This is a genomic window from Streptomyces sp. NPDC006739, from assembly GCF_042869815.1.
GTDB lineage: Bacteria > Actinomycetota > Actinomycetes > Streptomycetales > Streptomycetaceae > Streptomyces.
The window spans coordinates 414,616-437,786 of sequence record NZ_JBIAGM010000004.1 but is presented as its reverse complement, the minus strand read 5'-3'; the positions used below and the strand labels follow the sequence as shown (position 1 = coordinate 437,786).

Genomic DNA, 23,171 nt, shown 5'->3' with positions numbered 1-23,171 from the left:
ACGGAGAGGGAGACCGCGATGAGCGCACCCGACGGCAGCCCGGTCGGTGCCGAACGCAGCATCGGCCAGCTGTTCGCCTCGGCGACGACCGAATTGTCGGCGCTGGTGCACGACGAGATCGCGCTGGCCAAGGCGCAGCTGAAGCAGGACGTCAGGCGCGGCGCGGTCAGCGGCGGCGCGTTCTCGGGGGCGGGCGCGGTGCTGGTGTTCTCCCTGCCGATGCTCAACTTCGCCCTGGCGTACGGCATCCGGACCTGGAGCGGCTGGAACCTCGCGGTCTGCTTCCTGCTGTCCTTCGCGGCCAACGTGCTCGTCGCGGGCGTTCTGGCGCTGATCGGCGTGGCCTTCGCGAAGAAGACCCAGAAGAGCAAGGGCCCGCAGAAAGTGGCCGCCTCGATGAAGGAGACGGCCGTCGTCCTGCAGAACGCCAAGCCGCATCCGCGCCCCGAGCTGGAGGACCGGGCGCCCGAGGCCATCGAGGCTGTGGCACGCTCCTCCTCATGACCGAGCCCGCCGCGTCGTCGGCCGTACGCATCGACGTCCCCGGAGCGCATCCGACGCACCGGGACGTCGCGGCCAACGGTGCCCGCTTCCACATCGCCGAACTCGGCGACGGCCCGCTGGTGCTGCTGCTGCACGGCTTCCCGCAGTTCTGGTGGACATGGCGGCACCAGCTCGTCGCGCTCGCCGACGCGGGTTTCCGGGCCGTGGCCATGGACCTGCGGGGCGTCGGCGGCAGCGACCGCACCCCGCGCGGGTACGACCCGGCCAACCTCGCCCTGGACGTCACCGGCGTGGTCCGCTCCCTGGGCGAACCGGACGCCGCGCTGGTCGGCCACGACCTGGGCGGCTATCTGGCGTGGACGGCCGCCGCGATGCGCCCCAAGCTCGTACGGCGGCTCGCGGTGGTCTCCATGCCGCATCCCCGGCGCTGGCGCGCCGCGATGCTGCGGGACGCCCGGCAGACCGCCGCCAACTCCTACATCTGGGGGTTCCAGCGGCCCTGGATCCCGGAGCGTCAACTGACCGCGGACGACGGTGAACTGGTAGGCCGGCTGATCCGGGACTGGTCCGGGCCGACGCCGCCGGACGACGAGGCGATCGAGACGTACCGGCGCGCGATGTGCATCCCCTCCACCGCGCACTGCTCCGTCGAGCCGTACCGCTGGCTGGTGCGGTCCCTGGCGCGCCCGGACGGCATCCAGTTCAACCGCCGGATGAAGCGGCCGGTGCGGGTCCCGACCCTGCATCTGCACGGCTCCCTGGACCCGGTGACCCGCACGCGCAGTGCGGCCGGGTCGGGCGAGTACGTCGAAGCGCCCTACCGCTGGCGGCTGTTCGACGGGCTGGGGCACTTCCCGCACGAGGAGGATCCGGTCGCCTTCTCCTCGGAGCTGATCCACTGGCTCAAGGATCCCGAACCCGACCGGTGACCGATCCGACGCGCCCGGTGGCCGTAGACCTGAACACCTGTCCTACGAACGCTCACATGCCCGGCGCATACGCCAATTGGGCGCCTCCGGGGCGGTTATCGACCTTGGGGCGGGGGCACACGTCGGGGTATGGGCTGGACGCACGACTACAGTGACGCACCCCGCAACCGCCGCTCGGCCACCGGCCTGAGCAGCCACCAGCGAGGCACACCGCAACTGGCGGGCGCGGACCTCCGCGTGGGTATTCCGCGCATCCTGCGCCGCCGGGCCCGCTGGGTCTCGGTACGGCTGCGTCACCCGCGCGGCTGACGCCCACAAGACACCCGAACGCCCCGCAGCGTTCCCGAAGCACCCCTGACGCGCCGTCCTACAGGGCGCAGCTGTCGGTGCCCACCTGGTCGTTCGCGGTACGACCCCGGCTGATGTCCGGCTGGATCTCGTCCGCCGTGAGCGCGTACCCGGTGTCGGCGTCGTCGAGGGACTTCGCGAACACCACGCCGTAGACCTTGCCGTCGGGCGTGAGCAGCGGGCCGCCGGAGTTGCCCTGGCGGACCGTCGCGTACAGCGAGTAGACGTCACGGCGGACCGTGCCCCGGTGGTAGATGTCCGGGCCGTTGGCCGTGATGCGCTGGCGCACGCGCGCGGCGCGGACGTCGTACGACCCGTTCTCCGGGAAGCCCGCGACGATCGCGCCGTCGCCGCTCGCGGCGTCCTTGGCGGAGAACCTCAGCGCGCTGGCCCTGAGGTCGGGCACGTCCAGTACGGCGATGTCGCGCTGCCAGTCGTAGAGGACGACCTTGGCGTCGTACTTGCGGCCCTGGCCGCCCATCTGGACGGTCGGCTCGTCGACGCCGCCGACGACGTGCGCGTTGGTCATGACGCGGCGGTCGGCGAAGACGAACCCGGAGCCCTCCAGGACCTTGCCGCAGCTCTGCGCGGTGCCCACGACCTTGACGATGGACCGCTGTGCGCGGGTGGCGACGGCGCTGCCGGCCAGGGCCGGGTCGGGCGGCCGGACGTCGGTGATGGGCTCGTTCGCGAAGGGGCTGAAGACCTGCGGGAAGCCGTTCTGCGCGAGGACGGTGGAGAAGTCGGTGAACCAGGTGTCGGCCTGGGCCGGCAGCGCCCGGGAGACGCCGTGGAGCACCGTGGAGTTGCGGACCTCCTTGCCGAGCGTGGGCAGCGTCGTCCCGGCGAGGGCGGACCCGATCAGCCAGGCGACCAGCAGCATCGCCACGACGTTGACGAGGGCGCCGCCGGCGGCGTCCAGCGCGCGGGCCGGGGACCAGGTGATGTACCGCCGCAGTTTGTTGCCGAGGTGGGTGGTCAGGGCCTGGCCGACGGAGGCGCAGACGATGACGACGACCACCGCGACAACGGCGGCGGTCGTGTCGACCTCCGCCTTGTGGGTGACCGTGTCCCACAGGACGGGCAGTGCGTAGACGGCGGCGAGACCGCCGCCGAGGAAACCGATCACCGACAGGATGCCGACGACGAAGCCCTGCCGGTAGCCGACGATCGCGAACCACACGGCGGCGACCAGCAACAGGATGTCCAGCACGTTCACCGCTTCAGGCCTCGCCTCTTGCGTCCCCCGGGAAAACACAGCACGGGGTTCACCCTGTCATGACCGCCAGTCGAGCGGGACCCGCTTCTCCCTGTCCCAGGGACGCTCCCAGCCGGCGAAGTGCAGCAGGCGGTCGATGACGCCTGCCGTGAAACCCCAGACCAGGGCCGATTCGACCAGGAATGCCGGACCCCGGTGGCCGCTGGGGTGGACGGTGGTGGCTCTGTTCCCGGGATCCGTGAGATCCGCCACGGGGACCGTGAAGACACGGGCGGTCTCGTTCGGGTCTACGGCACCGACCGGGCTGGGCTCGCGCCACCAGCCCAGGACCGGTGTGACGACGAAGTGGCTGACCGGGATGTAGAGCTTGGGCAGCACACCGAAGAGCTGCACTCCGGCCGGGTCGAGGCCGGTCTCCTCCTCGGCCTCGCGCAGCGCGGCCCGCAGCGGCCCCTCGCCCCTCGGGTCGCCGTCCTGCGGGTCGAGGGCGCCGCCGGGGAAGGAGGGCTGCCCCGCGTGGGAGCGCAGGGAACTCGCCCGCTCCATGAGCAGCAGCTCGGGGCCGCGCTCGCCCTCACCGAAAAGGATCAGTACGGCCGACAGGCGGCCCGATCCGTTCTCCGGCGGCAGAAAGCGGCTCAGCTGCAGCGGCTCGACCGTCTCCACCACGCGCACCACCGGGTCGAGCCAGCCGGGCAGCCCCTCTTTGCTGAGCGTCACCGCGCCGCCCTGGGTATTGCTCGCGTGTGTCATAGCCACCCCCCGTTCTGCCGTGTCCAACGCCCGGGCACCCCGAGATCGTTCCGTCACCGGTACCCACACCGCCCGGCGGTCCGGCGTGTCGTCCGCGCCGTCATCCGGCCCCCAGCGGCGGGGCCGGCCGGCCGCCCGCGTCGAGGTAGGCCTGCGGGGGCTTCAGGCGCTGGCCCGGGAAGCCGCCCTTCTCGTACTTCAGCAGCTTCCTGGCCTTCTCCGGGTCGGTCTCGCCCTCGCCGAAGGCCGGGCAGAGCGGAGCGATCGGGCAGGCACCGCAGGCGGGCTTGCGGGCGTGGCAGATGCGGCGGCCGTGGAAGATCACGTGGTGCGAGAGCATCGTCCACTCGCTCTTCGGGAAGAGCGCGCCGACGGCGGCCTCGATCTTGTCCGGCTCGGTCTCCGTCGTCCACTGCCAGCGCCGTACCAGCCGCTGGAAGTGGGTGTCCACGGTGATGCCCGGCCGCCCGAAGGCGTTGCCGAGGACGACGAAGGCGGTCTTGCGGCCGACGCCCGGCAGTTTGACCAGGTCCTCCAGCCGGCCGGGCACCTCGCCGCCGAACTGCTCGGCCAGGGCCTTGGACAGCCCTATGACCGACCTCGTCTTGGCGCGGAAGAAACCGCAGGGACGGAGGATCTCCTCAACCTCCTCCGGGTTCGCCGCGGCGAGGTCCTCCGGGGTGGGGTACTTGGCGAAGAGCGCGGGCGTCGTCTGGTTGACGCGCAGGTCGGTGGTCTGGGCGGACAGGACCGTGGCGACCAGGAGCTGGAAGGGGTTCTCGAAGTCCAGTTCCGGATGCGCGTACGGATACACCTCGGCCAGCTCGCGGTTGATGCGGCGGGCCCGACGGACCAGGCCGGTACGGGACTCGGCCGCCGGGACCTTTTTGGCCGTTTTAACTGTTTTCTTACTACTGCTGGAGCCTTGTTCGCCCACAGCGGAATCACGACGTACAACCACCCGCCAAGCCCCCTAGCCCTGTGCTCTCACCGGCGATTTGGACACCCGGCCAGCCTAAAGCCCGGCGCCGACATCCGCCCCGGACCCCGGGGATCAGCCCCCGATTGGACCCCTGCCGCTTACCCCGGGACACCTGTGCGGCATCCTTGTGACAGATCACACTGTTTGGACCGTCCGGCAAAATGGGGAACACGGTCCCCTGGCACACGGGGGAGCAAGATCCCCTGAGCAGGTCGACAAGGGAGATAACTCGTGGACGACGTTCTGCGGCGCAACCCGCTCTTCGCGGCGCTCGACGACGAGCAGGCCGCGGAGCTCCGCGCCTCCATGAGTGAGGTGACCCTCGCGCGCGGTGACTCGCTCTTCCACGAGGGTGACCCCGGAGACAGGCTGTACGTCGTCACCGAGGGCAAGGTCAAGCTGCACCGCACCTCCCCCGACGGCCGGGAGAACATGCTGGCCGTCGTCGGACCCGGCGAGCTGATCGGCGAGCTGTCGCTGTTCGACCCGGGCCCGCGCACGGCGACCGCGACCGCGCTGACCGAGGTCAAGCTGCTCGGTCTCGGCCACGGCGACCTGCAGCCCTGGCTGAACGTCCGCCCCGAGGTGGCCGGCGCCCTGCTGCGCGCGGTCGCCCGTCGGCTGCGCAAGACCAACGACGCCATGTCCGACCTGGTCTTCTCCGACGTCCCCGGCCGTGTGGCGCGCGCCCTGCTGGACCTCTCCCGGCGCTTCGGCGTGCAATCCGAGGAGGGCATCCACGTGGTGCACGACCTCACCCAGGAGGAGCTGGCCCAACTGGTCGGCGCCTCCCGCGAGACCGTGAACAAGGCACTGGCGGACTTCGCCCAGCGCGGCTGGCTCCGCCTGGAGGCACGGGCCGTGATCCTGCTGGACGTGGAGCGGCTGGCCAAGCGGTCGCGCTAGTGCCCCGGCGGGCGCTGGTCGCCGAGGAGTTCCGGCGGATCGACCGCGTCGGCACACCGCTGTTCCGCCGCGCCCAGCCACTGAGCCGGCGGACCGGCCGACGCCACGGCGAGGGCCTGGGCCGCCCGTTCTGACCCGGTCCGGCGCCTTCCGACCCGGTCCGGTCCGACTCGGTCCGGCCCAGCCCGGTCGGGTCCGGCCCGGTCGGGACGCGGCTAGTGCCGCAACAGGCAACGTTCGACCCGTCGCGACGCCCGGCACGCGCCCCCACCCTCGAACCGGCTTCGCCGCCTCGGGCGGGGGGATCCCCTTCGCCGCACCGGCCGAAAGCCCAAGTACGTCCAGTACGAGGACTTCCGGCCGGCACTCCCCCAGCCTCCGGCCGGGGGGGGACCCCCAGAGCACGCACCGGACGCCGCTCCTTGACGGGCGACGTTGCCTGCCGCGGCACTAGATCAGTCCGTGCTCCAGCAGGTAGTCCAACTGCGCCCGCACCGACAGTTCCGCCGCCGGCCACAGGGTGCGGTCCACGTCGGCGTACACGTGGGCCACGACCTCGGAAGGGGTCTGGTAGCCGTCCTCTACGGCCGTCTCGACCTGGGCGAGGCGATGGGCGCGGTGGGCGAGGTAGAACTCGACGGCGCCCTGGGCGTCCTCCAGGACCGGCCCGTGGCCCGGCAGCACCGTGTGGACGCCGTCGTCGACCGTCAGGGACCTCAGCCGTCGCAGGGAGTCCAGGTAGTCCCCGAGGCGGCCGTCCGGGTGTGCCACGACCGTCGTACCGCGCCCGAGGATGGTGTCGCCGGTCAGGACGGCCCGGTCGGCCGGCAGGTGGAAGCACAGGGAGTCCGCGGTGTGGCCGGGGGTCGGTACGACCCTCAGCTCCAGGCCGCCGACGGTGACCACGTCCCCGGCGCCCAGGCCCTCGTCGCCCAGCCGCAGCGCCGGGTCCAGCGCCCTCACCTTGGTGCCGGTCAACCCGGCGAAGCGGACGGCGCCCTCGGCGTGGTCGGGATGGCCGTGGGTGAGCAGGGTGACGGCGACGCGCTTGCCGGCCTGCTCCGCCGTGTCGATGACGGCGCGCAGATGGGTGTCGTCCAGCGGACCGGGGTCGATCACCACGGCCAGGTCGGAGTCGGGCTCGGCGACGATCCAGGTGTTGGTGCCGTCCAGGGTCATCGCGGAGGCGTTGGGCGCCAGGACGTTGACGGCCCGTTCGGTGGCGGGCCCCGTCAGGACCACGCCCCGGGGCTGGCCGGGCAGGGCTGCTGCGTCCGTCATGCGGGGCCTCCACCGGTCGGGGCGGTCTGTGCGGTCGCGGTCGACGGGATGTGTTTGGTGAACTCGTCGTGGCCCGGCCAGGACAGGACGATCTCGCCGTCGACCAGGCGGGCCCGCGCCAGGACGGGCGTGAGGTCGCGCGCGGGTGCGGCGGCGAGCGCCTCGGCGGCACCGGCGTACGGCGTCAGCTGGCGCAGGGTGGCGATGGTGGGCGGCATCATCAGCAGCTCGCCCCTGTCGTAGCCGGCGGCGGCCTCCTCGGGGCGGATCCACACCGTCCGGTCGGCCTCCGTGGAGGCGTTGCGGGTGCGCTGCCCCTGGGGGAGGGCGGCCACGAAGAACCAGGTGTCGTAGCGACGGGCCTCGAACTCCGGCGTGATCCAGCGCGTCCAGGCGCCCAGCAGGTCGGAGCGCAGGACCAGGCCCCGGCGGTCGAGGAACTGTGCGAAGGACAGGTCACGGGCGACCAGCGCGGCACGGTCGGCCTCCCAGTCCTCGCCCGTGGTGTCGCCGACCACCGCGTCGGGGGCGGGCCCGGCGAGCAGGACGCCCGCCTCCTCGTAGGTCTCCCGCACGGCCGCGCAGACGACGGCCTGGGCGTCGCTGTCCTCGACGCCGAGCCGTTCGGCCCACCACGCGCGCGTGGGACCCGCCCAGCGGATCCGGTGGTCGTCGTCGCGCGGGTCCACACCGCCGCCGGGATACGCGTACGCGCCTCCGGCGAAGGCCATGGAGGCGCGTCTGCGCAGCATGTGGACGGCGGGCCCGGTGGGCGTGTCCTTCAGGAGCATCACCGTGGCCGCCCGCTTGGTCGGCACCGGCGTGAGGGTGCCGTCGGCGAGCGCACGAATGCGTTCCGGCCACTCCTTGGGATACCACTGCCCATTCGCCATGGGCGCGAGGCTATCCCGTGGCGCGCGAATGTTCGAGAGGTGCCCGAGGTCGCCGAAGCCGAGGCACCCGAGGTCAGGGGGTTGACATGGCCCAGGTCAGCGGCACCGGGGTACCGCGGGCCCTCGGCACGGGACGTGTCCGGGTCGGTGGGCTACGGCTCCAGCTCCACCTGGATCTCGACCTCCACCGGCGCGTCCAGCGGCAGCACCGCGACGCCCACCGCGCTGCGGGCGTGCACGCCCTTGTCGCCGAGGACCTCACCGAGCAGCTCGCTGGCGCCGTTGACGACACCGGGCTGGCCGGTGAAGTCGGCGGCCGAGGCGACGAAACCGACGACCTTCACCACGCGCGCGATGCGGTCCAGGTCGCCGGTGACGGACTTGACGGCGGCCAGCGCGTTCAGCGCGCAGACGCGGGCCAGGTCCTTGGCCTCCTCGGGGGTGACCTCCGCACCGACCTTGCCGGTGACCGGGAGCTTGCCCTCCACCATCGGCAGCTGGCCGGCGGTGTAGACGTACACCCCGGACCGCACGGCCGGCTGGTACGCGGCCAGCGGCGGTACCACCTCAGGGAGGGCCAGGCCCAGTTCGGCCAGCTTGGCCTCGACCGCGCTCACGCCTGCTTCTCCCGCTTCAGGTAGGCCACGAGCTGCTCGGGGTTGTTCGGCCCGGGCACGACCTGGACGAGTTCCCAGCCGTCCTCGCCCCAGGTGTCCAGAATCTGCTTCGTGGCATGGACGAGCAGCGGCACGGTCGCGTACTCCCACGAACGACGGCGAGGATCAGCCATGACAACACCCCAGGTGGTAAGCGGTATGAACTTTCACGTCGCAGGCTACACACGACGGTCCCACCGACGGGTCAACGGCTGCGGTCCCCGCTGATCCGGCCCCCGTCATGCGCCTCGGCCGGCTTCCCGCGCCGCGCGCTCCAGCCGGCCCCGGTAGTCCTCCCACCAGGCGGAGTCACCCGGCGCCATGCTGCCGTTGCCGTTGTTCATCCCCACCGCGCCGTCCGTCAGCTCCCGGAGGATGTCGGCGTGCCCGGCGTGCCGGTGCGTGTCGGCGATCACGCGCACCACGGCATGATGCAACGTCACCTCGTCCCTGCCGTCGGGCCACCACGGCACCCTGCCGATCGTGTCCAGGGCCAGCGCGTCGATCGTCGCGTCCGCGTGTGCCCACGCCCGGCGGTACAGCGCCACGATGTGCTCGCGTGACTCGTCTGCGGTGGCCCACATGTCCGCGTTGGTCTCGGCAGCGTCCTCGAGCCAGGGCAGGGCCTCGCCGGACGGCCGTCCGAAGGTGTCCCCGAGGTAGCCCAGCTCCACGCCGGCCACGTGTTTGACCAGGCCCAGCAGGTTGGTGCCGGTCGGTGTCAGCGGGCGGCGTACGTCGTACTCGGTGAGCCCTTCGAGCTTCCACAGCAGGGCGTCACGGGCGGACTGCAGGTACCGGTGAAGGTCGGCCTTGGGATCCGATGCGGTCATGCGGGCCAGTCTGCCGCTCGTGCGATCTTTGTCCAGAAGGACCGGCAAACCGGTCCGCCGGTGCGGCCCGGACGGGCATAACCGCAGGCCACGGCATGCCGCGGTGGTTTGTGGCGATAACGGAGCGGTCGGCTGGGGCCGCTGTCGTCCTCCGGACATGTGGCCGACTACGGCCCCTGTTGTCCACAGCCTCCCGCGTGGTCGTCGGCGGGACTGGTTAGGCTCGAAGACGTGAGCAGGCTCCAGGTCGTCAGCGGCAAGGGCGGGACCGGAAAGACGACGGTCGCCGCCGCACTCGCGCTGGCCCTGGCCACGGAGGGGAAGCGGACGCTCCTCGTCGAGGTCGAGGGCCGGCAGGGCATCGCACAGCTCTTCGAGACAGAGGCGTTGCCGTACGAGGAACGGAAGATCGCGGTCGCTCCAGGGGGCGGGGAGGTGTTCGCCCTGGCCATCGACCCCGAACTGGCCCTTTTGGACTACCTCCAGATGTTCTACAAGCTGGGCGGTGCGGGCAGAGCCCTGAAGAAGCTCGGGGCCATCGACTTCGCGACCACCGTCGCGCCGGGTCTGCGGGACGTCCTGCTGACCGGCAAGGCGTGCGAGGCGGTGCGGCGCAAGGACAGGAGCGGGCGGTTCGCCTACGACTACGTCGTCATGGACGCCCCGCCCACCGGGCGCATCACCCGCTTCCTCAACGTCAACGACGAGGTCGCCGGCCTCGCGAAGATCGGTCCGATACACAATCAGGCGCAGGCCGTCATGCGGGTGCTCAAGTCGCCGGAGACGGCGGTTCACCTGGTGACGCTGCTGGAGGAGATGCCGGTCCAGGAGACCGCGGACGGCATCGCCGAACTGCGCGGGGCTCGGCTGCCGGTGGGCCGGGTCATCGTGAACATGGTGCGGCCGCGGGTGTTGGACGCGGCCGACCTGGAACTCGTACGCGGGGTGCCGCGCACCGCCGTGGCCCAGTCGCTGTCGGCCGCGGGGCTGGGCGGGGCGCGCCGGGGCGGGAACGCGGAGAAGCTGGTGGACCCGCTGCTGGAGCAGGCGGCGCAGTACGCCGAGCGGTACGCCCTGGAGCAGGAGCAGCGGGCGGTCCTGGGCGAGCTGGACCTGCCGCTGCACGAACTGCCGCTGTTCGCCGAAGGCATGGATCTGGCGGGGCTGTACGAACTCGCCACCGAGCTGCGGAAGCAGGGAATGACATGAGTCCGGACCCGGCGACTGCCCAGGAGGGCGCCCGCCGCCTCTCCCCCGCGCGCGTGCTGGACGTCGATCCGCTGCTCGACGACCCGAAGACCCGGATCGTGGTGTGCTGCGGATCGGGCGGGGTCGGCAAGACGACGACCGCCGCGGCCCTGGGGCTCAGGGCGGCCGAGCGGGGCCGCAAGGTCGTCGTCCTCACCATCGACCCGGCGCGCAGGCTCGCCCAGTCCATGGGCATCGACTCGCTGGACAACGTGCCCCGCCGGGTGAAGGGCACCGACGGTGACGGCGAACTGCACGCGATGATGCTCGACATGAAGCGCACCTTCGACGAGGTCGTCGAGGCGCACGCGGATCCCGAGCGGGCCGCCGCGATCCTGGCCAACCCCTTCTACCAGTCGCTTTCGGCGGGCTTCGCGGGCACGCAGGAGTACATGGCGATGGAGAAGCTGGGGCAGCTGCGGGCCCGGGACGAGTGGGACCTGATCGTGGTCGACACCCCGCCGTCCCGTTCGGCGCTGGACTTCCTGGACGCGCCGAAGCGGCTCGGCTCGTTCCTGGACGGCCGGCTGATCCGGCTGCTGACGGCGCCGGCCAAGCTGGGCGGGCGCGCGGGGATGGCGTTCCTGAACGTCGGCATGTCGATGATGACCGGCACCCTGGGCAAGCTGCTGGGCGGTCAGCTGCTGAAGGACGTGCAGACGTTCGTGGCCGCGATGGACACCACCTTCGGTGGTTTCCGTACCCGCGCGGACGCCACGTACAAGCTGCTCCAGGCCCCCGGTACGGCCTTCCTGGTGGTGGCGGCCCCGGAGCGGGACGCGCTGCGCGAGGCCGCGTACTTCGTGGAGCGGCTGGCCGCGGAGGACATGCCCCTGGTGGGTCTGGTGCTCAACCGGGTCCACGGCAGCGGCGCCGAACGGCTGTCCGCCGAACGGGCGCTCGAAGCCGCAGAAAATCTTGAGGAGCCCCGCATTGTGGATCAGGGGGCCGGGAAAGCTGGACTTCGTAACTCTCCCGACACGTACGACAGTTCAGAATCGCCCACGCCCACGCCTGAGCCCACGTCACCGGCGCCCGCCTCGAAGACCCCCGAGGTGGAATCCGTCGCTTCGGGATCCTCTACGACGGAGTCTCCCGTCGACCGGCTCACCGCGGGTCTGCTGAGGCTGCACGCCGAGCGCATGCACCTGCTCTCCCGAGAGCAGCGCACGCGTGACCGCTTCACCGCCCGGCACCCCGAGGTGGCGGTGGTGGAAGTGGCCGCGCTGCCCGGCGATGTGCACGACCTCGCGGGACTGCGGGACATCGGGGACCGGCTCGCGGCCGAACGGCCGGAGCTGCCCTGAAGGATCCTGAAGGTGTACGCCGCCCTCGGCTGACCGCGAGGAACGCTCGTCCGGCCGCGAGGGATGCGGGCTGACCGCCAGGTACTTGGCTGACCGCCAGGTACTCAGCTGACCGCCGCGTAGTGCTCGTACACCTCGTCACTGTCGAGGGGCACGATCCCGGTTCCGCGCTCGTACTCCGAGCGCGCGGTCTCCAGGAGCCGGCGCCAGGAGGTCACGGTGGGCCGCCTGCGCAGCAGCGCGCGCCGCTCCCGCTCCGTCATGCCTCCCCACACGCCGAACTCGACGCGATTGTCCAGCGCATCGGCCAGGCATTCCGTGCGTACCGGACATCCGGTGCACACCGCCTTGGCCCTGTTCTGCGCTGCTCCCTGCACGAACAGTTCATCCGGATCGGTAGTGCGGCAGGCGGCCTGCGCACTCCAGTCGGTTACCCAGCCCATACCGGCGCCGTCCTCTCCCGAATCGAGGCTCCCCCACGGCGGCAGCGGCATATGCACCGCTGCCAGTTGAGGACGTTACGGAAGGTGGGCACAGCGCAACACCCCCTTCGGGCCCAATCTTGAATGGCCCGAACGGACTATGGGTAAGCGGCAGATCACCCGCGGGAGTGAGCTGGCGACATGCGTGATCATTCCGGCAAACCGGTACAGCCGTGATGCGCCACAACGGACGCGAAGTGACACACGAGGCGGATTCGGACACGCCCCCACCAAAAAGCCGGGCTACTTCCGGAACGATTCGGGGTCGCCGGACGTATTGATACGTGGCCTCACTGCTGTGACAGTTGATTGCAGCTTAGGCCAAGGCATATACGCGTGTCCGGCGAATGAGAACGTAGGCTGCCCTCATGCCAAAGAAGCGCTCGGGCGGTGGCCTGTCGGCGACGCAGCAGGCCGCCAAGTTCCTCGGTGTCAGTGTGCTCGCGGGAGCCGTGATGGCGGGCATCGCCCTGCCCGCCGCAGGCGCGCTCGGACTTGTGGCCAAGGGGTCGGTCCAGAGCTTCGACGACATCCCGGCCAACCTGAAGAGTCCGCAGCTCAGCCAGCGTACGACCATACTGGACGCCGAGGGCAAGCAGATCGCCATGGTGTACTCCCGTGACCGTACGGTGGTGGACCTCAAGGACATCTCGCCGTACATGCAGAAGGCGATCGTCGCGATCGAGGACTCGCGCTTCTACCAGCACGGCGCCATCGACCTGAAGGGCGTCCTGCGCGCCCTGAACAAGAACGCGCAGAGCGGCGGGGTCGCCCAGGGCGCCTCCACGCTCACCCAGCAGCTGGTGAAGAACTACTTCATCGAGGAAGCCGGCGACGACCCGACGAAGGTCGCGGAGGCCACCCAGCAGACCATCGGTCGCAAGATCCGCGAGCTGAAGTACGCGATCCAGATCGAGGAGAAGCTCGGCAAGAAGAAGATCCTCGAGAACTACCTCAACATCACCTTCTTCGGCGAGCAGGCCTACGGCGTCGAGGCGGCCTCCCAGCGCTACTTCTCCAAGCACGCCAAGGACCTCACCCTCCCGCAGGCGGCGCTGCTCGCGGGCATCGTCCAGTCCCCGAGCCGCTACGACCCGGTGAACGACGAGGCCGAGGCCACCAAGCGGCGCAACATCGTCCTGCAGCGCATGGCCGAGGTCGGCGACATCTCGCAGGCGGAGGCGGACGCGGCCAAGGAGAAGCCGCTCGGGCTCAACCCGAGCCAGCCGAAGAACGGCTGCATCACCGCGGTCAAGGGCGCCGGCTTCTTCTGCGACTACGTGCGCGAAACGTTCCTGAACAACCCGGTCTTCGGCAAGACCCGCGCGATCCGCGCCAAGACGTGGAACCAGGGCGGTCTGACGATCCGTACGACGCTCGACCCGCAGGCGCAGGAATCCGCGCAGGCGTCGATCAAGGACCACGTCTACAAGAGCGATGCCGTGGCGACCGCCGCCACCATCGTCGAGCCCGGCACCGGCAAGATCCTCGCCATGGGCCAGTCCCGTCCGTACGGCTTCGGCCGGAACGAGACGCAGATCAACCTCTCCGTCGACCAGGACATGGGCGGCGGCGCCGGCTACCAGCCCGGTTCCACGTTCAAGCCGATCGTGGCCGCGGCCGCCATAGAGGGGGGCAAGCCGGCCACCCAGCAGTACCCGTCGCCGTACGAGATGCCCTATCCGAGCCCGGTGTCCATCTGTGACGGCAAGACCTGGCGCAACGACCCGAACAAGCCGGCCAAGCTGACCAACGAGAACGAGTCGGAGCACGGGCCGTACGGCATGAAGGAAGCGACCGCCAAGTCGGTCAACACCTACTACGTGCAGCTGATCAGCGACATCGGTATCTGCCCGGTCATCCAGATGGCCGGCAAGATGGGCGTGGCCCGCGCCGACGCCCGCAAGATCGACCAGGCGCCGTCCATCGCGCTCGGCACCCAGGAGATGTCGCCGCTGACGATGGCGAACGCGTACGCGACCTTCGCCTCGCGCGGCATGTACTGCACGCCGATCGCCATCGAGTCGATCACGCAGACCATCGGCAGCGAGAAGAAGTCCCTGGACGTGCCGAAGTCCACCTGCTCGCGCGCGATGTCGGAGAAGACCGCGGACACCGTCAGCACGCTCCTCAAGGGCGTGGTCGAGGACGGCACCGGCCAGCAGGCCGGCCTCGGCGACCGCCCGAGCGCGGGCAAGACCGGTACGACGGACAACCGCTACGCGGCCTGGTTCGTCGGCTACACCCCCAACATGGCGGGCGCGGTCTGGGTCGGCGACCCCGCACACAAGCGGCGCATGATCAACATCAGCATCGGCGGCGTCACGCGCGACAAGGTCTTCGGTGGTGAGGTCCCCGGACCGATCTGGCGGGACATGATGACCGGCGCCCTGGACGGCAGGCCCGCCCCCGACTTCCATCTCATCGACATCCCCGACGACAACAAGGGCAAGGGCCGCGGCCATGGGAACGGCAACGGTGACGGCAACGGGAAGAACGGCGACAACACCGGCGGTGTGATCGGCGGCCTCATCGGCGGCCTGACCAACGGCGGTACGACGGGCGCCACCGGCGGCGACACGGGCGGCGGCAACGGCTTCCCGACGCCGACCTTCTCCATCCCGGCCGGCTTCATCCAGGGGCAGGGCAACGGCGGGAACAACGGGAACGCCAACGGCGGGCCACGCCGCTGACCGGACCCTCATGAACGGCGGCGGGGCCGCACCCTCGGGTGAACCGAGGGTGCGGCCCCGTTTCGGGTCGTGGCGCGCCGCGACGGTCTCGGTGCGCTGGGCCGGTCGTGAAGTGATCCCGCCTGGCCAGGCTTGGTCAGCCTTGGCCAGCGAGCTTTCAGTCTTGGTCAGCCGCCGAGGAGTTTTCAGTCTTGGTCAGCCGGCGAGGAGCTTCTTCACCACGGCGGCGACGCGGCCGCCCTCGGCCTGGCCGGCCACCTTCGGGTTCACGATCTTCATCACGGCGCCCATGGCCCGCGGCCCCTCCGCACCGGCCGCCTTCGCCTCCGCGACCGCCTGGGCGACGATCTCCTCCAGCACCTCGTCGGACAGCTGCCGGGGCAGGTACTCGGCGAGAACCTCGCCCTCCGCCTTCTCCCGCTCCGCGGACTCGGGACGACCACCCTGGGCGAACGCGTCCGCGGCCTCGCGGCGCTTCTTGGCCTCCTTGGTGATCACCTTGAGGACCTCGTCGTCGGACAGCTCCCGCTTCTCCTTGCCCGCGACCTCCTCCTTGGTGATCGCGGCGAGCGTCAGCCGGAGCGTCGAGGAGCGCAGCTCGTCGCGCTCCTTGATCGCGGCGTTGAGGTCGTCGTGCAGCTTCGACTTGAGCGTGGTGGTCATGGCTCCGATTGTCGCAGGTGCGCGAGTCCGAACGCCCGCTGATTTAGCGGTCGCCCGGTCTCGAGGCCCCTCCCCCGTCTGACACGATGGTCGTATGCGCGCGCGATACGGAGTACCCCTGGGAATTGCGGCGGCCGGCGCCGCCGGTCTGGCGTATGCGGCGGGATTCGAAGCCCGCTCCTTCCGGCTGCGACGGGTGACGGTGCCGGTCCTGCCGCCGGGCATGGGCCCGCTGCGTGTGCTCCAGGTCTCCGACATCCACATGGTCGGCGGTCAGCGCAAGAAGCAGCGCTGGCTGCGCTCGCTGGCGGGCCTGCGCCCCGACTTCGTGATCAACACGGGCGACAACCTCTCCGACCCCGAGGGCGTCCCCGAGGTCCTCGACGCGCTCGGCCCGCTGATGGACTTCCCCGGCGCCTACGTCTTCGGCTCCAACGACTACTACGGCCCCAAGCCCCGCAACCCCGCCCGCTACCTGCTGGAGAAGGCGAGCGGCCGCCACGGCCTGAACGGCAACGCGCCGGCGGTCGGCGCGATCCACAACCCGTGGGAGGACCTGCGCGACGGCTTCGACGCGGCGGGCTGGCTGAACCTGACCAACACGCGGGGTGTCCTGAAGGTCGAGGGCGTCTCCGTCGAGCTGACCGGCCTGGACGACCCGCACATCAAGCGCGACCGCTACGCGCGGGTGGCCGGCGGCCCCTCCGCCTCCGTCGACTTCTCGATGGGCGTGGTGCACGCACCGTACCTGCGCGTCCTGGACGCGTACACGGCGGACGCCTACCCGCTGATCCTGGCCGGCCACACCCACGGCGGCCAGATCTGCGTCCCCTTCTACGGCGCCCTGGTCACCAACTGCGACCTCGACACCGACCGCGTCAAGGGCCTGTCCACGCACACGGCGGAGGGTCACACGTCCTACCTCCACGTATCGGCGGGCTGCGGCACGAACCGCTACACACCGGTACGGTTCGCGTGCCCGCCGGAGGCGACCTTGCTGACGCTGGTGGGGCGGGAGTAGCCGAGGCACGGGCGTAGGTCGAGGCACGGGGGCAGGACGGGGGGCGGGACAGGACGGCGCACGGTGCCGGACGGAGTAGGGCGCGGCCGGGCGCTTGCGGCGCGGGGCGGGTACCTCACTCGGCCCACCCACATCGCCCGTTTCGCACCGTTTCCCTAGCGTGAGGGCATGACCGCCCCGATACCCAGGGACATCCCGGACCTGCCCGCGGTCCCGGGCCGGCCCCCGCTGCAGCCCTCACCCGTCCCGGCCACGGCGGTGGTGGCCCCCTACCCCCGCCCCCTGACCGCGGCGTTCCGCCTCCTGACCGCGCTGACGGCGGCCGCCGGCATCGCCCTGGAACTCCTCCTGGGCAGCCCGTCCCGCACCCTGAGCTACTTCAGCGTCCAGAGCAACGCCCTGCTCGCCCTGGTGATGCTCGTCTCGGCCCACCGCGCCTGGCGGGCACGCCGCCCCCTCCCCGCCGCCCTGACGGGCGCGGCACTCCTCTACGCCGTGATCGCGGCCCTGGTCTACCACCTGCTGCTGGCCCACACGACGCCCCCGTTCGCCATGACGGAAGCCGTCACGGCACCGCCCCGCTGGCACGCCCGGTGGACGGCCCTCCAGATCCTCCATACGGCCGTCCCCACGGCGGCGGTCCTGGACTGGCTGCTCCTCACCAACCCGACCCGCCTGCACCTGCGCCAGACGGCGACCTGGCTCCTCTACCCCCTCGCCTACCTGGCCTTCTCCCTCACCCGAGCCGAATTCCTCCTGCCCGGCACCCCGCCCCACTACCTCTACCCCTTCCTCGACGTCGACCAGCACGGCTACCGCTCGGTCCTCGCCAACGCCCTCCTGCTCGGCCTCTCCTTCTACGCCCTCGCCGTCCTCCTGGTCGCCCTCGACCACACCCGCCCGAACCCGATCCGCCGCCGCGCCAAAACCGGATTTCGTCTCCAGCCACCAGTGGGCTAAAGTAAACGACGTCGCCGCGACGAGCAGCGACATCGGGGTGTAGCGCAGCTTGGCAGCGCGCTTCGTTCGGGACGAAGAGGTCGTGGGTTCAAATCCCGCCACCCCGACAGCTGAAACACCAGGTGAGGCACCTACTAGTCACTAGTAGGTGCCTCACCTGGTTTCGCTGCGTGTCTAACTGCGTGACTACCGCTTTCGCGTGTCTACGGCCGCCGCTCCTGCGCTCCGAAGATCCCGTCCATGACCACCGCGCCGGTCTGGATCACAGGCCGGATCTGCTTCCGGTACACCCCCTCGGTCACGGCCGTCCCGGAGTGCCCGACGAGCCGGGAGATCTCCTCCGGCGGGACGCTCCGGTCGGACAGCAGGGACACGAAACTGTGTCGCAGCTCCCTCGGCGTCCACTCGTCCGGTTTGATCCCGTGGTGGTCCCGCAGCACCTCCTTGAGCCTGTTCCCGGCTTCGGTCTTGGTCTTGCCACTCCCCCGCTTCACGATCCGCTCGCCGCTCGGATCAAAGCCGAGGTTCGCCGTGGCGATCCACCGCTGTCTCTTCTCGTCCCGGTGCAGACCACCGTCACCGCGACTCCGACGCTTGGTCATCAGGCCGCACGCTCCATCTGCCCGCGAATGAGGTCGCCCATGGCGGAGGCGGGGATGCGCCGACACCGGCCGACGGGATCAGCCCCGGCGCGACCCACCTCGTGTGCGGGAAATTCCATACGAGCCACCGATTGGTTGAAACCCGTATACAGTCCCCCTGCACTTGTCCGACTCAAAAAGGGGGGGTCCCTTTGCGTGCTCGTCTTGCCGTCTCGGCCATAGCTGTCGCCGTGTCCGGCGTCTTCTTCAGCGCACCGAGCGCATTCGCGGTGACGTTGCCGTCCACCAACACCGCCCACCACTGCGTCGCCCACACCACGGGCGTGTGCGGCTGGACTCACCACCAGAAGCCCAAGGACAAGTACGAGACCGCGAAGTGCGTGGATGCCACGCTGTCCTACTCGCGGCACTCGCAGGGCACTTGTTCCCACCACCACGGCGTCCGCTACTGGTTCAAGTAAGCCGCCGGGCAAGCGCCGTACCGGACGGGGCATGAAGCGCGGGTGCAAGTGCGGGTGCGTGGGGGGCTGCGTGACAGCACCGACGGACAGCGGCGGACACCCGCGTACCCCTACGGACCGTCGCAGCAGGTGAGAGACATCCCAGACCCAGGTCCGGCACCCACCTGAGTTGCTTCGGGACGAAGAGGTCGTGGGTTGTGCGGCAGGTCGAGGCGGAGGTCGCTGCGAAACCTCCGGCGCGGACTACGAGTTGCCGGCGGCCGAACGTCCTGTGCCATCCCGGCGGAGGTGCGCCGCGCTGCAAAGGCAATGGCGGGCCGGCGGGTGCAGGAGGAGTTGTCGCCCGGACAGCTTGAGGTGCGGGCAGGCATCACTACGATCACCGTCATGGACTGGCTGGAGCGGGCCGCGAAGTTGAGGCAGTGGAGCCGGGACGGGGTGCGGGCGCCGCACAAGCCGTTGCTGCTGCTGTACGCGCTGGGCCGGTTTCAGGCTGATGCCGGGGACGAGTTGCCGTACAGCGCGGTGGAGGCGGATCTCAAGCGGCTGCTGGTGGAGTACGGTCCGCCGCGCGGGACCACGCCCGCCTACCCCTTCCACCGTCTGGTCAGCGACGGGGTGTGGGAGGTGCGGACCGAGCACGGCGCCGGCAGCCCGGGCACCGGGGTGCGGGAACTGCGGGCCAGCCGGGCCACCGGGCGGCTGGCCCCGGACCTTCGGGCGGCGCTCCGGCGGGAACCGTCGCTGCTGGGCCGCATGGCAAGGGTGCTGCTGGACCTGCACTTCCCGGCGTCGCTGCACCAGGACCTGTGCGACGCGGTGGGTCTGGAACTGGAGCTGGCGGAGACCGACGCCCTGGCAGCGCCCGGGAGGCGGCAGCGGGACCGCCGGATGCGGGAGATGGTGCTGACCGCCTACGAGTACCAGTGCGCGTTCTGCGGTTACGACGGCATGATCGGCGCGGCGCCGGTCGGACTGGAGGCCGCGCACGTGCGCTGGTGGGCGTTCGACGGCCCGGACGACGTCGACAACGGTCTGTGCCTGTGCTCGCTGCACCACAAGCTCTTCGACAAGGGCGTCCTCGGCATAGGCGACGGTCACCGCGTCCTGGTCTCACAGCAGTTCATCGGCCGCAGCCCGGCTGCCCGCGAGCATGTCACCGCGCTCTCCGGCCGTCCGCTCATGGGCCCTCAACCCGGCAGCCCGCCCATCTCGGCAGCCCACCGCTCCTGGCACACCAGCCAGGTCTTCCACGGCAGCCCACGCCCGACCGCGTTTGCGGAAGTTTCAAGGATACCGTCCGGTAATCCTCCCGGGATTCCTGGTACGGACACGTCGGATTGATAGCTTCCGGCTCACCGGCGGGGGGACGCGTCACAGCCGGTATCCGACCTGTACAAGTGAAGACGGAACCAAACACCTTGCGCGCTTCTCGTGAACATCCAGAGGGAAGGCATCGCCGGCGCGGGCCGAAAAGCCGGCGCGGTCGGGTGGCCGCCGCCGGAGCCATGTCCGTACTGGCGCTGGCGCTCGTCGCACCGCTGGCATCGGCCGCCCTGACCGACTCCTCCGCCCCCTCGGCCGGCTCGTCGCTGCCGGACCGGGTGACCGACACCTCCCGGCTGCCCCAAGGCTGGCAGCGGTCGGGCGACCGTGTCGTCACCTATGACGGTGACTCCACCGGACTGCACGTGCTGGTCGCCGACGCCGCGCACGCCTACAAGTGGCGTACCGCGGCCACCCTCTCCGAGCCGGGCGTCGACACCGACCAGTGGATCGGGCAGAGCTGTGTGACGGCGTCGGGCGACCGTGCCGTGGTGGTCTACGCGCCCCGGCAGGCGGTCAACGACCGACAGGGCTTCGAGGAAGGCGGTTTCGCCGCCGTGGTCGACCTGACCGACGGCAGGGTGACCAAGCTGCCGGAGCTGGTCTCCCTCGCCTACTTCGACCCCGGGTGCGGCGACGGCGAGCAGGCCGTGCTCTCCCGGCCGCAGGGTGACGGCACCCGGTTGCTGACCGTCGACGCCCGGCAGGGAAAGCTGGTACGGCGGCAGACCGTGGCGGGACGGCTGACGTCCGCCGTGCCCTTCGCGGGCGGGATCGCGGCGGCCTCCGGTGACCTGGTGGTCTCGGTGAACCGCCGGGGGCTCTCGCACACCCTGGCCCGCACGGCGGGAACGCCGTTCCGGCTGGTGCCGGACGCGCACGGCGGTCTCGCCTACCAGGTCCCGGCCGCTGAGAAGACGGTGCAGGTCCGACGGGTCACCGCCGGCGGCCTGGACCGGCTGCTCGGCTCCGGCCCGCTCGGTACCCTGGCGGTGCGCGGCAACGGCGGGCGGGTCTTCGTGACCGGCGAGGACGCGCGGAAGGCCGTAGCGCGATCCGCTCTGCCGAAGAGCTGGACGGCGCTGGACGTACCGGCCGCGGCCGACGTGTCCACCACCGGCTCGCTGGCCCTGACGTCCGTCGGCAGCGGCACGGGGGCCGCCGGCGCCGGAAGAACGGGCGCGACCGCCGCCGACGGCGCCGCGCGGCCGGTCGGCATCAAGGCCGTCCTCCCGGGGACCGGCACCGCCCTCGGCTTCCGGGTCGAACCCGGAGCGTCGCGGCGTTCGCAGGGCGCCGCGCAGTCCCCGGCGCTGTCCGGGCGCGCGGCCACCGCGGACGGCGGAGTGCACACGGACGGCCTCACCGCGGCCGAGGTCCAGGCCGCCGCGGCCGGCTCACCGGCGCACACCACGACCGACCCCGACCGTGCCTGCGCCGTCACCCGCAACGACCCCGGCCTGCAAGCGCTCCAGCCCTCGCCCGCCATGGTCGAGTGGGCGACCGACCTCGCCGTGCGGGGCAGGCTCGACGTCCGCCGGCGCAAGGGGTGGAACGGCACCGACCTCGCGTCGTACACCCCGCAGGGTCTGTTCCCGTCCGTTCCGCTCAAGGGCGGCGGACGGGTGCCCGCGCAGATCATGCTCGGCGTGCTGGCCCAGGAGTCGAACATGACGCAGGCCAACCCCAAGGCGTCCGCCGCCGAGAGCGGCAACTTCGTCCAGGTCGGCTACTACGGCAACGCCGGCAGCGTCCACACCGTCAACTGGGCCGCGGCCGACTGCGGTTACGGCATCGCGCAGGTGACCAGCGGCATGGCGACGTCGGACACCACCTTCACCGCCGAACAGCAGAAGGCGGTCGCCGTGGACTACGCGGCCAACATCGCCGCCGGGCTGCGGATCCTCCAGGACAAGTGGAACCAGCTCTACGACAAGGGTGTCCTCGCGAACGGCGGCGACCCGAAGTACCTGGAGAACTGGTGGTTCGCCCTGTGGGCGTACAACAGCGGCCTCAACCAGCCGAACGCCTCGGACCCGGCCGCGCCCTGGGGCCTGGGCTGGTTCAACAACCCGGCCAACGGCATCTACCCGCCGGACCGGAAGATGTTCCTGTCCTCCGGCTACGGCGACGCCCGCACCCCCAACCTGTGGAGCTACCCGGAGCGGGTCCTGGGCTGGGCGGCCTACTCCCAGCGCAAGACCGACCCGGCCACCGGCACCACCGGCCCGGCCTTCACCGTCGGCAGCTGGCCGACCGGCGACGCGCCGGGCGCCGAGCCCGCGCACGACACCTTCTGCGAGCCCGCCGTCGACGACTGTGACATCTCCAAGCCCCGCAAGGCCGACGGGTCCGGCCAGCCCGTGGGCCCCTGCCAACGGGACGACTTCAAGTGCTGGTGGCACGAGCCGGTCTCCTGGACCGACTGCACCACCACGTGCGGCACCGAGGTACTGAAGTACCAGGCCACCGACCCCGAGCCGACGGCCACCCCGCTGCACCCGGCGTCCTGCGCCTCCACCCTGCCGCCGAACGCCCTGATCGTGGACGACGTACCGAACACCGTGAGGTTCCGGGTCGGCGACACCCGTCCCTGCGCGGGCAAGCGGAACTGGGTCGGCCGAGGCGCCCTGACGTTCACGTTCGGCTCCGCCGAGCAGAACGGCGCGACGGTCTATCCGTCGAAGATCGACTTCCATCAGCTCGGTTCGGGTTTCGGTGGCCACTTCTGGTTCACCCACACCCGGGACCCGAAGTACACCGACTCGGTCGTCACCGGCACCTGGACCCCCGACCGGAAGATCAGGGGCTGGGCACAGATCATGGTCCACCTGCCCGACCACCAGGCGGACACCGGCCAGGCGACCTACCACATCGCCCTGGGTGACGGCAGGACCGTGGACAGGACGATCTCCCAGGACACCGGTGGCAGGAACACCTGGGTTTCCCTGGGTTCGTACGAGTTCCACGGCACCCCGAGCGTCTCGCTGGGTTCGGCGACCGCGGACGGCACCGGCGACGACTCGATCGCCTGGGACGCGCTCGCCTTCGTACCCCTGCAGCACTAGTGCGGAAACAGGCACGGGCCCGCTGGTGCGGGCCCG

Annotated in this window: 24 protein-coding genes and 1 tRNA gene; 14 read left to right on the top strand and 11 right to left on the bottom strand. The window is 70.9% G+C overall.

Annotated elements, in window-relative coordinates; all coding sequences use genetic code 11:
- Positions 1-18 precede the first annotated feature (18 nt).
- The 3 genes from ACFYMM_RS11855 to ACFYMM_RS11845 all read left to right on the top strand — a co-directional run bounded on the left by ACFYMM_RS11855 (position 19) and on the right by ACFYMM_RS11845 (position 1,742).
- Positions 19-504 (top strand): phage holin family protein, encoded by a 486-nt coding sequence (locus tag ACFYMM_RS11855; RefSeq protein WP_388385682.1) that lies wholly within the window; start codon positions 19-21, stop codon positions 502-504.
- A complete protein-coding gene (locus ACFYMM_RS11850; RefSeq protein ID WP_388385681.1) occupies positions 501-1,433 on the top strand; it encodes an alpha/beta fold hydrolase in 933 nt (310 codons plus the stop codon). Before ACFYMM_RS11855 ends, ACFYMM_RS11850 begins: the two co-directional genes overlap by 4 nt.
- Positions 1,434-1,562: 129 nt before the next feature.
- A complete protein-coding gene (locus ACFYMM_RS11845; RefSeq protein WP_388385680.1) occupies positions 1,563-1,742 on the top strand; it encodes a hypothetical protein in 180 nt (59 codons plus the stop codon).
- Between the two features lie 58 nt (positions 1,743-1,800).
- Here ACFYMM_RS11845 and ACFYMM_RS11840 read toward each other — a convergent pair whose 3' ends face one another.
- The 3 genes from ACFYMM_RS11840 to nth all read right to left on the bottom strand — a co-directional run bounded on the left by ACFYMM_RS11840 (position 1,801) and on the right by nth (position 4,690).
- The gene (locus ACFYMM_RS11840) at positions 1,801-3,000 is read right to left on the bottom strand and encodes a MarP family serine protease (RefSeq protein ID WP_388385679.1); all 1,200 of its coding nucleotides are present in this window, start codon (positions 2,998-3,000) and stop codon (positions 1,801-1,803) included.
- A gap of 57 nt (positions 3,001-3,057) precedes the next feature.
- Positions 3,058-3,753 (bottom strand): NUDIX hydrolase, encoded by a 696-nt coding sequence (locus ACFYMM_RS11835; protein ID WP_388385678.1) that lies wholly within the window; start codon positions 3,751-3,753, stop codon positions 3,058-3,060.
- 100 nt (positions 3,754-3,853) lie between these two features.
- Positions 3,854-4,690 (bottom strand): endonuclease III, encoded by an 837-nt coding sequence (nth, locus tag ACFYMM_RS11830; RefSeq protein WP_388385677.1) that lies wholly within the window; start codon positions 4,688-4,690, stop codon positions 3,854-3,856.
- Between the two features lie 276 nt (positions 4,691-4,966).
- Here nth and ACFYMM_RS11825 point away from each other — a divergent pair, with 276 nt between their 5' ends.
- Together ACFYMM_RS11825 and ACFYMM_RS11820 are read left to right on the top strand one after the other, a co-directional pair.
- Positions 4,967-5,641 (top strand): Crp/Fnr family transcriptional regulator, encoded by a 675-nt coding sequence (locus ACFYMM_RS11825; RefSeq protein ID WP_030734182.1) that lies wholly within the window; start codon positions 4,967-4,969, stop codon positions 5,639-5,641.
- Complete coding sequence (locus tag ACFYMM_RS11820; protein WP_388385676.1) at positions 5,641-5,775, top strand: hypothetical protein; 135 nt, start codon at positions 5,641-5,643, stop codon at positions 5,773-5,775. The genes ACFYMM_RS11825 and ACFYMM_RS11820 overlap by 1 nt, the downstream gene beginning before the upstream one ends.
- Before the next feature lie 316 nt (positions 5,776-6,091).
- Here the strand turns inward: ACFYMM_RS11820 and ACFYMM_RS11815 are convergent, their stop codons facing one another.
- From ACFYMM_RS11815 to ACFYMM_RS11795, 5 genes are all read right to left on the bottom strand, one after another.
- Complete coding sequence (locus ACFYMM_RS11815; RefSeq protein ID WP_388385675.1) at positions 6,092-6,922, bottom strand: MBL fold metallo-hydrolase; 831 nt, start codon at positions 6,920-6,922, stop codon at positions 6,092-6,094.
- Complete coding sequence (locus ACFYMM_RS11810) at positions 6,919-7,815, bottom strand: NUDIX hydrolase (RefSeq protein ID WP_388385674.1); 897 nt, start codon at positions 7,813-7,815, stop codon at positions 6,919-6,921. Before ACFYMM_RS11810 ends, ACFYMM_RS11815 begins: the two co-directional genes overlap by 4 nt.
- A 152-nt stretch (positions 7,816-7,967) precedes the next feature.
- Complete coding sequence (locus ACFYMM_RS11805) at positions 7,968-8,432, bottom strand: RidA family protein (RefSeq protein WP_388385673.1); 465 nt, start codon at positions 8,430-8,432, stop codon at positions 7,968-7,970.
- The gene (locus tag ACFYMM_RS11800; RefSeq protein ID WP_388385672.1) at positions 8,429-8,605 is read right to left on the bottom strand and encodes a DUF4177 domain-containing protein; all 177 of its coding nucleotides are present in this window, start codon (positions 8,603-8,605) and stop codon (positions 8,429-8,431) included. Before ACFYMM_RS11800 ends, ACFYMM_RS11805 begins: the two co-directional genes overlap by 4 nt.
- Positions 8,606-8,710: 105 nt before the next feature.
- Positions 8,711-9,304, bottom strand: a complete 594-nt coding sequence (locus ACFYMM_RS11795; protein ID WP_388385671.1) for a DinB family protein — start codon at positions 9,302-9,304, stop codon at positions 8,711-8,713.
- Positions 9,305-9,535: 231 nt separating this feature from the next.
- On the opposite strand from ACFYMM_RS11795, the gene ACFYMM_RS11790 reads away from it, so the two are divergent.
- Positions 9,536-10,513: an ArsA family ATPase gene (locus tag ACFYMM_RS11790; protein WP_388385670.1), complete on the top strand. Its 978-nt coding sequence runs from the start codon at positions 9,536-9,538 to the stop codon at positions 10,511-10,513.
- A complete protein-coding gene (locus tag ACFYMM_RS11785) occupies positions 10,510-11,859 on the top strand; it encodes an ArsA family ATPase (protein WP_388385669.1) in 1,350 nt (449 codons plus the stop codon). The genes ACFYMM_RS11790 and ACFYMM_RS11785 overlap by 4 nt, the downstream gene beginning before the upstream one ends.
- A 104-nt stretch (positions 11,860-11,963) precedes the next feature.
- Here the strand turns inward: ACFYMM_RS11785 and wblA are convergent, their stop codons facing one another.
- Positions 11,964-12,302: a transcriptional regulator WblA gene (gene wblA / locus ACFYMM_RS11780; protein WP_067046754.1), complete on the bottom strand. Its 339-nt coding sequence runs from the start codon at positions 12,300-12,302 to the stop codon at positions 11,964-11,966.
- 407 nt (positions 12,303-12,709) lie between these two features.
- Between wblA and ACFYMM_RS11775 the strand changes: the two genes are divergently transcribed.
- A complete protein-coding gene (locus ACFYMM_RS11775) occupies positions 12,710-15,034 on the top strand; it encodes a transglycosylase domain-containing protein (protein WP_388385668.1) in 2,325 nt (774 codons plus the stop codon).
- Between the two features lie 195 nt (positions 15,035-15,229).
- On the opposite strand, the gene ACFYMM_RS11770 is transcribed toward ACFYMM_RS11775, so the two are convergent.
- Complete coding sequence (locus tag ACFYMM_RS11770; RefSeq protein ID WP_388385667.1) at positions 15,230-15,697, bottom strand: GatB/YqeY domain-containing protein; 468 nt, start codon at positions 15,695-15,697, stop codon at positions 15,230-15,232.
- A gap of 94 nt (positions 15,698-15,791) precedes the next feature.
- Here ACFYMM_RS11770 and ACFYMM_RS11765 point away from each other — a divergent pair, with 94 nt between their 5' ends.
- The 3 genes from ACFYMM_RS11765 (at position 15,792) to ACFYMM_RS11755 (ending at position 17,785) form a co-directional block, all read left to right on the top strand.
- Entirely contained in the window at positions 15,792-16,718 is a 927-nt protein-coding gene (locus tag ACFYMM_RS11765) for a metallophosphoesterase (RefSeq protein ID WP_388385666.1), read from the top strand.
- Positions 16,719-16,886: 168 nt separating this feature from the next.
- Positions 16,887-17,678, top strand: coding sequence for a Pr6Pr family membrane protein (locus ACFYMM_RS11760; RefSeq protein WP_388385665.1), 792 nt, complete (start codon positions 16,887-16,889; stop codon positions 17,676-17,678).
- A gap of 33 nt (positions 17,679-17,711) precedes the next feature.
- Positions 17,712-17,785: transfer RNA gene (locus ACFYMM_RS11755), tRNA-Pro, on the top strand.
- 96 nt (positions 17,786-17,881) lie between these two features.
- Here ACFYMM_RS11755 and ACFYMM_RS11750 read toward each other — a convergent pair.
- Positions 17,882-18,280: a hypothetical protein gene (locus tag ACFYMM_RS11750; protein ID WP_388385664.1), complete on the bottom strand. Its 399-nt coding sequence runs from the start codon at positions 18,278-18,280 to the stop codon at positions 17,882-17,884.
- A 191-nt stretch (positions 18,281-18,471) separates the two neighbouring features.
- Here ACFYMM_RS11750 and ACFYMM_RS11745 point away from each other — a divergent pair, with 191 nt between their 5' ends.
- From ACFYMM_RS11745 to ACFYMM_RS11735, 3 genes are all read left to right on the top strand, one after another.
- On the top strand, positions 18,472-18,741 hold the full coding sequence (locus tag ACFYMM_RS11745; protein WP_388385663.1) for a DUF3761 domain-containing protein: 270 nt from the start codon (positions 18,472-18,474) through the stop codon (positions 18,739-18,741).
- A gap of 387 nt (positions 18,742-19,128) precedes the next feature.
- Entirely contained in the window at positions 19,129-20,085 is a 957-nt protein-coding gene (locus tag ACFYMM_RS11740; RefSeq protein ID WP_388385662.1) for a phosphorothioated DNA-binding restriction endonuclease, read from the top strand.
- 164 nt (positions 20,086-20,249) lie between these two features.
- Positions 20,250-23,135, top strand: coding sequence for a transglycosylase SLT domain-containing protein (locus ACFYMM_RS11735; protein ID WP_388385661.1), 2,886 nt, complete (start codon positions 20,250-20,252; stop codon positions 23,133-23,135).
- The last annotated feature ends 36 nt before the right edge of the window (positions 23,136-23,171 follow it).

Coding starts and splice junctions, on each gene's coding strand:
- ACFYMM_RS11855 (WP_388385682.1), top strand. CDS start 19: ATGAGCGCACCCGACGGCAGCCCGGTCGGTGCCGAACGCAGCATCGGC.
- ACFYMM_RS11850 (WP_388385681.1), top strand. CDS start 501: ATGACCGAGCCCGCCGCGTCGTCGGCCGTACGCATCGACGTCCCCGGA.
- ACFYMM_RS11845 (WP_388385680.1), top strand. CDS start 1,563: ATGGGCTGGACGCACGACTACAGTGACGCACCCCGCAACCGCCGCTCG.
- ACFYMM_RS11835 (WP_388385678.1), bottom strand. CDS start 3,753: ATGACACACGCGAGCAATACCCAGGGCGGCGCGGTGACGCTCAGCAAA.
- ACFYMM_RS11815 (WP_388385675.1), bottom strand. CDS start 6,922: ATGACGGACGCAGCAGCCCTGCCCGGCCAGCCCCGGGGCGTGGTCCTG.
- ACFYMM_RS11810 (WP_388385674.1), bottom strand. CDS start 7,815: ATGGCGAATGGGCAGTGGTATCCCAAGGAGTGGCCGGAACGCATTCGT.
- ACFYMM_RS11800 (WP_388385672.1), bottom strand. CDS start 8,605: ATGGCTGATCCTCGCCGTCGTTCGTGGGAGTACGCGACCGTGCCGCTG.
- ACFYMM_RS11795 (WP_388385671.1), bottom strand. CDS start 9,304: ATGACCGCATCGGATCCCAAGGCCGACCTTCACCGGTACCTGCAGTCC.
- ACFYMM_RS11785 (WP_388385669.1), top strand. CDS start 10,510: ATGAGTCCGGACCCGGCGACTGCCCAGGAGGGCGCCCGCCGCCTCTCC.
- wblA (WP_067046754.1), bottom strand. CDS start 12,302: ATGGGCTGGGTAACCGACTGGAGTGCGCAGGCCGCCTGCCGCACTACC.
- ACFYMM_RS11775 (WP_388385668.1), top strand. CDS start 12,710: ATGCCAAAGAAGCGCTCGGGCGGTGGCCTGTCGGCGACGCAGCAGGCC.
- ACFYMM_RS11770 (WP_388385667.1), bottom strand. CDS start 15,697: ATGACCACCACGCTCAAGTCGAAGCTGCACGACGACCTCAACGCCGCG.
- ACFYMM_RS11765 (WP_388385666.1), top strand. CDS start 15,792: ATGCGCGCGCGATACGGAGTACCCCTGGGAATTGCGGCGGCCGGCGCC.
- ACFYMM_RS11760 (WP_388385665.1), top strand. CDS start 16,887: ATGACCGCCCCGATACCCAGGGACATCCCGGACCTGCCCGCGGTCCCG.
- ACFYMM_RS11750 (WP_388385664.1), bottom strand. CDS start 18,280: ATGACCAAGCGTCGGAGTCGCGGTGACGGTGGTCTGCACCGGGACGAG.
- ACFYMM_RS11740 (WP_388385662.1), top strand. CDS start 19,129: ATGGACTGGCTGGAGCGGGCCGCGAAGTTGAGGCAGTGGAGCCGGGAC.
- ACFYMM_RS11735 (WP_388385661.1), top strand. CDS start 20,250: ATGTCCGTACTGGCGCTGGCGCTCGTCGCACCGCTGGCATCGGCCGCC.